The organism is Thermosulfurimonas sp. (assembly GCF_015491435.1).
Lineage (GTDB): Bacteria > Desulfobacterota > Thermodesulfobacteria > Thermodesulfobacteriales > Thermodesulfobacteriaceae > Thermosulfurimonas_A.
Window position 1 is genome coordinate 1 of record NZ_WFVX01000188.1, and the last position, 8,845, is coordinate 8,845.

Sequence of the window (8,845 nt, forward strand, 5' to 3'; positions counted from 1 at the left end):
AGGCAGCGACCCGGCTGAGGGAAGAGGTCCTCAGCCGGGTGCGGGAATTTCTAAAAGGCTAAAAGCCGCTTAAGTTTCCTGGCCGGTCGAAAGCGTATCCTGCGCCGGGGAGGAAGTTCGAGGACCGCTCCGGAACGGAAATCGTAGCCTCTAGCCGAGGGGCTTTCCACCGTCTCCAGGGTCCCGAATCCGGTAAGCCGGATCCTGCGGCCGGATTGAAGGTGTCTTTCCATCAGGGAAAACAGGGCCTCAAGGGCGGTATGCACCTGGGCCGGAGACCACCTTTCCCCCTGCGAGGCCAGGCGCTCCCGCAGTCTTCTTTCCAGTTCCTTGCGGGTCATGTTCCGATTCCGACCTTACCCCCGGCGATAAAAGGCACACCCCGGGAAAAGGGCCGCCTGCCCCAGTTCCTCCTCGATGCGCAGGAGCTGATTGTACTTGGCCACTCGTTCGCTGCGACAGGGGGCTCCGGTCTTGATCTGCCCGGCATTCACCGCCACCACCAGATCGGCAATGAAGTGGTCCTCGGTCTCGCCGGAACGATGAGAGATTACCGTGCGCCAGCCGCTGCGATGGGCCAGTTCCACCGCCTGCAGGGTCTCGGAGACCGTTCCGATCTGATTGAGCTTGATGAGGACCGCGTTGGCGATCTTTCTCCGGAGTCCCTCCTGGATGCGTTTCACGTTGGTTACGAAGATGTCATCTCCCACGATCTGGACCCGATCGGCCAGACGGCGAGCCAGAATCTCCCACCCCTCCCAGTCGTCCTCGGCCAGGGGGTCCTCCAGGGTGACGATGGGAAAGTCGTTGAGCAGCCCCTCGTAAAAATCGGTCATTTCCTCGGCGGAAAGCTCCCGACCCTCGAGATGATAACGCCCCTCGCGATAGAATTCGCTGGCTGCGGCGTCTATGGCCAGGGCTATCTCCTCTCCCGGACGGTAACCGGCCCGCTCAATGGCCAGAAGAAGGAGGTTCAGGGCCTCCCGGGTGTCCTTTATCTGGGGGGCGAACCCTCCTTCGTCTCCCACGGCTACGGAAAGCCCTTTTTCCTTGAGCACGGCCTTGAGGACATGGTAGGTTTCCGCTCCCGCCCGCAGGGCCTCCCGGAAGTTTTCGAATCCGCAGGGAACAATCATGAATTCCTGGATATCCAGGGGATTGTCCGCGTGGATCCCCCCGTTGAGTACGTTCATGAAAGGAACCGGAAGAAGCCGGGCGCCCACGCCTCCCAGATAAGCGAAAAGCGGAAGCCCGGCCTCGGCGGCTGAGGCCTGAGCTACTGCCATGGATACAGCCAGGATGGCGTTGGCCCCGAGGCGACTCTTGTTCTCCGTACCGTCCAGCTCCACCAGCAGACGGTCGATCTCCGCCTGTTCGGTGGACTCCAGCCCCACCAGTTCCGGAGCGATGATTTCGTTGATGTTCTGAACCGCCCGGAGCACCCCCTTGCCTCCGTAGCGATCCTTCTCTCCGTCCCGGAGTTCCAGGGCTTCATGGGTCCCGGTGGAGGCTCCGGAGGGCACCGCCGCCCGACCGAAGGCCCCCGAGTCCAGAAAGACCTCGGCTTCCACCGTGGGATTTCCCCGCGAGTCCAGTATTTCCCTGGCTTTTACGGCTGTTATTTCTCCCATTACCGACCTCCTTTTAAGGCTTTTTCGAACTCCTCCCAGAACACGGGTCTGGTTCCCATCTTACCCACCACGATCCCGGCACAGAGGTTGGCGTAGGCCACGGCTTCCTTAAGGGGAAGGCCGACCGTGTAAAAAGCCGTCAGGGCCGCGACCGCGGTGTCTCCGGCCCCGGAGACGTCATAGACCTCTCGCGCTCGGGCCGGAAAATGCCAGCTTCCCTCCGCGGGATGGTAAAGAAACATGCCCTCGGCTCCCAGGGTGATCACGGTAAAAGAGGTTTCGAAGCGCTGTACGATTTCCCGGGCTCCTTCCTCCAGGCTTTTATCTCCCAGCCCCAGGACCTGGGCCAGGGCGTGGAATTCGCTGCGATTGGGGGTGATACAGGTGGCACCGGTGTATTTTTCCCAGCGGGTTCCCTTGGGATCCACAAAGACCGGAAGATGCCGACGCCGGGCTTCCTCCACCACCCAGGAACAAAAGGCCGGGGAGGAAAGCACCCCCTTGGCATAATCCGAAAGGATCACCGCCTGCACCTCAGAAAGGAGTTCTTCCAGCCGGGCCTTCAGATTTTCCCGGATCTCTGCAGAGGGAGCGGAGGTGTTTTCGTTATCTATACGCAGCAGGTGCTGGGATCGGGCGATGATGCGGGTTTTTACCGTGGTGGGACGAGAGGGGTCCTGGATTACTGCTGAGAGATCGATTCCGGCCTTGCCGGCCAGTTCCCGCAGGATCTCGGCCTCCCGGTCGGCTCCGACCAGGCCGCACAGGAGGGCCTGGGCCCCGAGCCCCCGAAGATTGGCCGCCACGTTGGCCGCCCCTCCCAGGGTATGGGAGATCTCTCCCAGTTCGAAGACCGGAACCGGAGCCTCCGGAGAGATGCGCCGCACCTCCCCCCAGAAATACTGATCCAGCATGACATCCCCTACCACCAGGATCCTGGTTTGGGAAAGGAGATCCCGAAGAGCGGCGGGTTCCATCAGTGCTCCTTCTGGGGTTCGGCTTCCTCCACCGGGAGCCCGGCCATTTCCCGGATACGCGCCTCTATTTCCCGGGCCAGTTCGGGTTTTTCCCGCAGAAGCCGCCTTACGTTCTCCCTTCCCTGGGCCAGACGTTCACCGCCGTAGGAAAACCAAGACCCGCTCTTCTCGATGAGGCCCATGGCCACACCCAGATCCAGGATCTCGCCTTCTCTGGAGATGCCCTCTCCGTAAAGGATGTCGAATTCCGCCTCCCGGAAAGGAGGAGCCAGTTTGTTTTTGACCACCTTGACCCGGGTGCGGTTTCCGATCTGGTCCGTCCCCTCTTTTACCTGCCCGATGCGCCGGATGTCCAGACGCAGCGTGGAATAGAATTTGAGGGCCATGCCTCCGGTGGTGGTTTCCTGGGGGCCGTAACCGAAACCTCCGATTTTCATCCGGGTCTGGTTGATGAAGATCACCGCGGTATCGGTCTTTCCGATCACCGCCGTGAGCTTGCGCATGGCCTTGGACATGAGCCGGGCCTGAAGCCCCACCTGCTGTTCATCCATGTTCCCCTCCAGTTCCGCTGCCGGGACCAGGGCCGCCACCGAATCCACCACGATGACATCCACCCCTCCGCTCCGGGCCAGTACCTCCGCGATCTCCAGGGCCTGCTCGCCGGTATCCGGCTGGCTGATGAGAAGGTCGTCCACGTTTACTCCCAGTTTTTCCGCATAATGGACATCCAGGGCATGTTCGGCGTCGATAAAGGCCGCCACTCCGCCCCGTTTCTGGGCCTCGGCCACTATGTGCAGGGCCAGCGTGGTCTTGCCCGAGGATTCCTGCCCGAAGATCTCCGTGATGCGCCCCCGGGGAATGCCTCCGATGCCTGTGGCGATGTCCAGGGAGAGCGAGCCCGAGGGGATAGCCCGGGCCTCGATGTGGCGATTCTTCTCCCCCAGGCGCATGATAGCCCCTTTACCGAACTGGCGTTCGAGCTGGGCTATGGCCGCTTCTACCGCCTTCTTCTTATCCAGAGCCATATCCTCCTCCCGCGGGTTTTCGAGGATATTTTAGCATGTTTATAATTAAAAGGCATGCTTCTTGAATTGCGCCTTCGTAATTTCCTTCTTATCGAGGAGGCCTCTTTATCCCTGGCCCCGGGATTTACTGTTTTTACCGGGGAAACCGGGGCCGGGAAGTCGCTCCTGATAAAGGCCCTCCGGCTGGTCCTGGGGGAGCGGGCCGATCCGGGGTATCTCCGTCCCGGGGCCCGCGAAGCGGTGGTGGAGGCCCTTCTGGTGTCCTCCCGCCTGGCCGGGAGGCTTTCCGCCCTGGGTTTGGAACCCGCGGAAGAGGTCCTTATTCGTCGGGTGCTCACCCCGGAACGTTCCCGAATCTTTGTGAACGGGACCCCGGTGACTCTGAAGATGCTTTCCGAACTCACCCGGGGGCTGGTGGTTCTTACCGGGCAGCATGAGTTTAGGGCCCTGTTGGCCCCGGATTACCGTTTAAGGCTGCTCGACGAATGGGCCGGGGTGGCGGAGGAGCGCCGGGCCTACGAGAGGGCCTTTTCCACCTGGCACCGGTTAAGAGAGGAGAAGGCCTCCCTCAAGGAGCGTCTCTCTCAGGCCCTTCGGGAACGGGATTTTCTCGATTTTCAGATTCGCGAGATCGAGGAGGCCGCGCTCTCTCCGGGCGAGGATCAGGCCCTGCTCCAGGAAAGGGATCTCCTGCGCAACCTTACCCGTCTTAAGGAAGGCCTGGCCGAAGGGGCGAACCTTTTTCAGGAGGCGGCGGACCTTGTTGCCCGGGGCCTTTCCCGGCTCAGGGATCTTTCCGGGATCGCCCGGGATCTGGAAACCCTGGTTAACCGGCTGGAGGGGGCCTATTATGAAGTCCTGGAAGGAGCCAGGGAACTGACGGAGCGGCTTTCCGGGCTCCCCGAGGACGAGTCCCGCCTGGAGGAGGTGGAGAACCGCCTGGCCCGGATCGAGAGGTTGAAACGCAAATACGGGTCCACGGTGGAGGAGATCCTGGATACCCTGGAGGAATTGCGTACTCGGCGGCAGGAACTGGATCTTTCCGGGGATCGTCTGGAGGAGCTTTCTGCCCGGGAGAGGGCCTGCGCCGAGGAGGCCCTTCGACTGGCCCGCGAACTTTCTTTAAGACGTAGGGAAGCCGCCCGAAGGCTTTCGGAACTGGTAACCGCCGAGCTTTCGGATCTTGCTCTGCCGGGGGCCTCTTTTCGGGTGGAGATACATAGTTCCGAACCCCGACCGGAAAACCTTACTCGGGAGGGGCTGGACCGGGTGCATTTCCTGGTGCGCACCAATCCGGGAACCCCGGAAAGACCTCTGGAAAAGGCGGCTTCCGGGGGAGAGCTCTCCCGGATCTTCCTGGCCCTGAAGAAGGTGCTTTCCAGCGAAAGCGAAGGGTTGTGTCTGGTCTTTGACGAGGTGGATGCCGGAATCGGAGGGATCACCGCGGTACGGGTAGGAGAGAAACTCCGCCAGCTGGCGCAACGGGACCAGGTCCTCTGCGTTACTCATCTACCGCAGATTGCCGCCCTGGCGGATCATCATTTTTGTGTAACCAAAGAGGTGCGGGAGGGACGGACCTATACCCGGGTCCGTCTTCTCTCCGGGAGGGAACGGGAGGAGGAACTAAGACGCATGCGGGGGGAGACCGGTGCCTAGAGCCTTGCTACTTTTTTCCGGTGGGCTGGACAGTACCCTGGCTGGAAAGGTCCTTCTGGAGCAGGGGATCGAAGTGGTGGCGATACGCTTTATTACCCCCTTTTTTCACTGGAAATGGAGGGGAAGGGAGGAGGAGTTCGACCGTCTTCTCCGGGAGAAATACGGATTTCGCGGGATCATTCGGGACATCAGTGCGGAATACCTGGAGATGCTCCGGGATCCGCCGCACGGTTATGGTTCCGCGGCCAATCCCTGCATCGACTGTAAGATCCTGATGTTGAGGAAGGCCAGGGAGTTGATGCCGGAGGTGGGGGCGGATTTTCTGGCCACCGGAGAGGTGGTGGGTCAGCGTCCCATGAGCCAGCGCCGCAACATCATGCGTCACATCGAAAAGGAGGCCGGGGTTTCCGGGTTGCTGGTGCGGCCTCTTTCGGCCCGGATACTTCCGCCCACCGAGCCCGAAAAAAAAGGGCTTGTGGATCGGGAAAGGCTCTACGATTTTCGGGGGCGCGGGAGGAAACCCCAGATGGCTCTGGCCGAACGGCTGGGGATCCATGATTATCCCACTCCGGCCGGAGGGTGCATTCTCACCGATCCCATTATCGGGGAACGTATCCTCCGTTTGCTCCGGCTGCGGGGCGGTCTTTCGGTCCGGGAGGCCGAGCTGGCCCTTCTGGGGCGGCATTTCCTGGAAGAGGATATGTGGCTTATCCTGGGACGCAGGGAAGCGGAGAACCGGAAGCTCGTGGCCCTGGCCCGACCGGAGGATCGACTCTTCCGGATTGCGGGTGTGCCCGGGCCGGTGGCCCTGCTGGTGGAGGGAAGGGGAGATCGGGGCAGGGTGCTCGAGGTGCTGAAGCGCTATACCCCCCGGGCCCGCCATCTGGAACGGGTGGAACTGGAGGAGGTGCCCCGGTGAGGGGGCCGGTGGTTCTCCTTACCGATTTCGGACTCTCGGATCACTATGTCGGGGTCATGAAGGGGGTGATCCTTTCCCGGGTCCCGGAGGCGGTGCTGGTGGATCTGACCCACGCCATCCCTCCGCAGGATATAAGGGCCGCCGCTTATGAGCTTCTGGTTTCCTATCGCTACTTTCCCCGGGGCTCCATCTTTGTCTGTGTGGTGGATCCGGGAGTGGGCACCCGGCGTCGGGCCCTGGTCCTTCGGGCCGCGGATCGGTTTTTCGTGGGGCCGGATAACGGCCTCTTTACCCCGGTGCTCGAAGAAAATCCCGGGGCCGAGATACGCGCCGTGCACACGGAACGTTTCCTCCGGCCCGGAGGGAGTTTTACCTTTCACGGGCGGGACCTTTTCGCCCCGCTGGCCGCGGAGATCCTGCGCGGACGACCCCTAGAGGAGTTCGGTCCGGTAATCTCCGATCCGGTGCTCCTGGAATTTCCCCGGCCCGAACCCCGGCCCGGAGGGCTCAGGGTTCCGGTGCTTCGGGTGGATGCTTTCGGGAACCTCATTCTGCCGGTTAAACAGGAGGAACTTTCCGGGAGGAGTTTTCGGGTGACGGTGGAGGGGCGGGAGGTGCCCCTGGTTCGAACCTATGCGGAGGTCCCTCCCGGGGCTCCGCTTGCGCTCTGGGGGAGCGATGGGTTCCTGGAGATCGCGGTGAATCAGGGTTCCGCGGCGGAACTCTTCGGAAGGTCCCCGGAGATCCTCCTTCTCTGGAAATGAAACCCTACTTTAGCCGGGATGTCCTTTTCAAGGGAAGACTCACGGTCTATCAGCCCCGAAGGGGGTATCGCTTTTCCGTGGAGTCCCTGCTTCTGGCCGAATTTGTACGCCTTCGGGGCAGGGAGAGGCTGGTGGACCTCGGGGCCGGCTGCGGGGTTATCTCCGCCGTCCTGGCCCTGCGTTATCCCGGGATACGTATATGGGCTCTGGAGATCCAGGAGATCCTCTGCCGGGCGCTGAGGCTGACCATCCGGGAAAACGCTCTTTCCGGGAGGGTGCTGCCCCTGCGCGGGGATATCCGGAGACCCCCGCTTCGCCCCGGCCTCTTCGAGGCCGTGGTGGCTAACCCTCCTTTTAAACCCCCGCATAGTGGCCGACTCCCTCCGGAGGAATCCCATCTTCTGGCCCGCACCGAGACCCTGGCCACGCTTTCCGATTTTCTCCGTGCGGCCCGGTATCTCCTTAAGACCGGAGGGCGTTTTTTCCTGATCCATACCGCCCACCGGGCCGTCGAAGTCCTATGCGGGCTGAGGGAGTTCGGTCTGGAGCCCAAGCGCCTGCGATGGGTTCACCCCCGCCCCGGGGATGAGGCCCGGTTTCTTCTGGTGGAGGCGATAAAGGGAGCCGCTCCGGAGGTGCGGGTGGACCCCCCGCTTTTTATTTCCTCTTCAGCTTTCGGAAAACCGGATTCAGACCCGTAATATCTAGGGAAAAGGAGAAGCCCGCGCCTGCCATTGTCATCTTATGAAACTTTGTTATGTTTAGTGATAAATAACCAAAAGGAGAAAGACATGGCGGCGAGGTTATGCATTAGTCTTTCCGAGGAAGAGGTTCGGGAGCTTAAGGAGCTTTCCCGGCAGACGGGACAATCGGTGAGTGCCCTGGTTCGATGGGCAATCTCGGAGTGGCTCTTTGAAAGGCAACGGAAAAAGTTGGGAGAAGAGCTGCGAGCGAAGATTCGGGAAAAACCCAGGGCTTCGGAGGAGGCCTTCGAAGAACTAGAAGCCATTAGAGGGACCTGGCGGTGAAGGCCAAAAAGGCGGGGTTGGATACCGGATTTTTTGTAAAGCTTTTCAGGAACAACCCGTTGGCCGAAAAAATTTACGAAGAGATTCTTGGTGGAGAACTTGTGGGTGTGGTATGTGTTATTACCCTTTTCGAACTAAAGAAGTTGGCCCTCAAGGGCGTGTTAGATCGTGAAGCTTATGAGCTTCTTGAGCGCTCCTGGAAAATTCTCTTTCAGGTGGAACCTGTTACCGCGGAATTGGCTCTTGAGGCCGCGGCTTTGAGTCACGGAACTGGCCTTCCTGCGGCAGACGCTTTGATTTACACTACCTGTAGAAGAGCTGGATGTACCGAGTTCTACACCACTGATTCGGATTTTGAAGCCGTATCAGACAAAAGGGTGCGCATTATTCGGTTATGAAATCTTTTTAACCGGAGGTCTGTCTAAGGAGCACCCGGCGCCAGGCAAAGAAAGCCTCCCGAAGCTCCGGATCCTCTATAGCCGTTACCGCCTCCCGCAGGCGGGCTTCTTCCTCGGGAGAGAGAGTCTTCAGGGGCTTTTTTCGTGGTCTTTTTCTCGGGGGAGGGCCCACCTCAAACCGGATCTCCCGGAAGAGCCTTTTTCCGGCCCGACGATTGAGAAGGTCAAGGATACGGGGAACCTCGAAGCGCAGGGCCGAGGCCCATACCGGATCGCTCACCCGAAGCTTGAGCCTTCCATGGGAGAAGGAAACCGGCCAGGCCCGGGAGGCCACCTCCTGCCCTACCACCTCCTCCCATTCGGAAAGCACCCGCCAGGCGAGAAGCCTTTCCTGAAAACCCGGGGTCCGAAGGACCCCTTCCAGAATCTTCCCCAGAGATTCCATAC

The 8,845-nt window shown here is 60.8% G+C and carries 11 protein-coding genes; 6 read left to right on the forward strand and 5 right to left on the reverse strand.

Features of this window, described 5'->3' with window-relative positions; translation table 11 throughout:
* Positions 1-50: 50 nt before the first annotated feature.
* The 4 genes from F8J34_RS08670 to recA are packed head-to-tail and all read right to left on the reverse strand — an operon-like array spanning position 51 to position 3,633.
* Complete coding sequence (locus tag F8J34_RS08670) at positions 51-341, reverse strand: HU family DNA-binding protein (RefSeq protein WP_297058409.1); 291 nt, start codon at positions 339-341, stop codon at positions 51-53.
* Between the two features lie 15 nt (positions 342-356).
* Complete coding sequence (gene eno / locus F8J34_RS08675; protein WP_297058412.1) at positions 357-1,631, reverse strand: phosphopyruvate hydratase; 1,275 nt, start codon at positions 1,629-1,631, stop codon at positions 357-359.
* Complete coding sequence (rfaE1, locus tag F8J34_RS08680; RefSeq protein ID WP_297058415.1) at positions 1,631-2,608, reverse strand: D-glycero-beta-D-manno-heptose-7-phosphate kinase; 978 nt, start codon at positions 2,606-2,608, stop codon at positions 1,631-1,633. Before rfaE1 ends, eno begins: the two co-directional genes overlap by 1 nt.
* Positions 2,608-3,633: a recombinase RecA gene (recA, locus tag F8J34_RS08685; RefSeq protein WP_297058417.1), complete on the reverse strand. Its 1,026-nt coding sequence runs from the start codon at positions 3,631-3,633 to the stop codon at positions 2,608-2,610. The genes rfaE1 and recA overlap by 1 nt, the downstream gene beginning before the upstream one ends.
* Positions 3,634-3,687: 54 nt before the next feature.
* Between recA and recN the strand changes: the two genes are divergently transcribed.
* The 6 genes from recN (at position 3,688) to F8J34_RS08715 (ending at position 8,398) form a co-directional block, all read left to right on the forward strand.
* Positions 3,688-5,289, forward strand: coding sequence for a DNA repair protein RecN (gene recN / locus F8J34_RS08690; RefSeq protein WP_297058420.1), 1,602 nt, complete (start codon positions 3,688-3,690; stop codon positions 5,287-5,289).
* Positions 5,282-6,208 carry a hypothetical protein gene (locus F8J34_RS08695; RefSeq protein ID WP_297058423.1) on the forward strand — a complete coding sequence of 309 codons (927 nt, stop codon included), beginning with the start codon at positions 5,282-5,284 and terminating at the stop codon, positions 6,206-6,208. Before recN ends, F8J34_RS08695 begins: the two co-directional genes overlap by 8 nt.
* Positions 6,205-6,972: an SAM-dependent chlorinase/fluorinase gene (locus F8J34_RS08700; protein ID WP_297058425.1), complete on the forward strand. Its 768-nt coding sequence runs from the start codon at positions 6,205-6,207 to the stop codon at positions 6,970-6,972. Before F8J34_RS08695 ends, F8J34_RS08700 begins: the two co-directional genes overlap by 4 nt.
* A complete protein-coding gene (locus F8J34_RS08705) occupies positions 6,969-7,673 on the forward strand; it encodes a methyltransferase (RefSeq protein ID WP_297058428.1) in 705 nt (234 codons plus the stop codon). Before F8J34_RS08700 ends, F8J34_RS08705 begins: the two co-directional genes overlap by 4 nt.
* Positions 7,674-7,763: 90 nt before the next feature.
* A complete protein-coding gene (locus F8J34_RS08710; protein WP_297058431.1) occupies positions 7,764-8,000 on the forward strand; it encodes a ribbon-helix-helix protein, CopG family in 237 nt (78 codons plus the stop codon).
* Positions 7,997-8,398 carry a type II toxin-antitoxin system VapC family toxin gene (locus tag F8J34_RS08715; RefSeq protein ID WP_297058434.1) on the forward strand — a complete coding sequence of 134 codons (402 nt, stop codon included), beginning with the start codon at positions 7,997-7,999 and terminating at the stop codon, positions 8,396-8,398. Before F8J34_RS08710 ends, F8J34_RS08715 begins: the two co-directional genes overlap by 4 nt.
* Positions 8,399-8,405: 7 nt before the next feature.
* Here the strand turns inward: F8J34_RS08715 and F8J34_RS08720 are convergent.
* Positions 8,406-8,845, reverse strand: a 440-nt coding sequence (locus tag F8J34_RS08720) for a DUF721 domain-containing protein (RefSeq protein WP_297058436.1), incomplete at its 5' end; no start/stop codon positions are given.

Coding starts and splice junctions, on each gene's coding strand:
- F8J34_RS08670 (WP_297058409.1), bottom strand. CDS start 341: ATGACCCGCAAGGAACTGGAAAGAAGACTGCGGGAGCGCCTGGCCTCG.
- eno (WP_297058412.1), bottom strand. CDS start 1,631: ATGGGAGAAATAACAGCCGTAAAAGCCAGGGAAATACTGGACTCGCGG.
- rfaE1 (WP_297058415.1), bottom strand. CDS start 2,608: ATGGAACCCGCCGCTCTTCGGGATCTCCTTTCCCAAACCAGGATCCTG.
- recA (WP_297058417.1), bottom strand. CDS start 3,633: ATGGCTCTGGATAAGAAGAAGGCGGTAGAAGCGGCCATAGCCCAGCTC.
- recN (WP_297058420.1), top strand. CDS start 3,688: ATGCTTCTTGAATTGCGCCTTCGTAATTTCCTTCTTATCGAGGAGGCC.
- F8J34_RS08705 (WP_297058428.1), top strand. CDS start 6,969: ATGAAACCCTACTTTAGCCGGGATGTCCTTTTCAAGGGAAGACTCACG.
- F8J34_RS08710 (WP_297058431.1), top strand. CDS start 7,764: ATGGCGGCGAGGTTATGCATTAGTCTTTCCGAGGAAGAGGTTCGGGAG.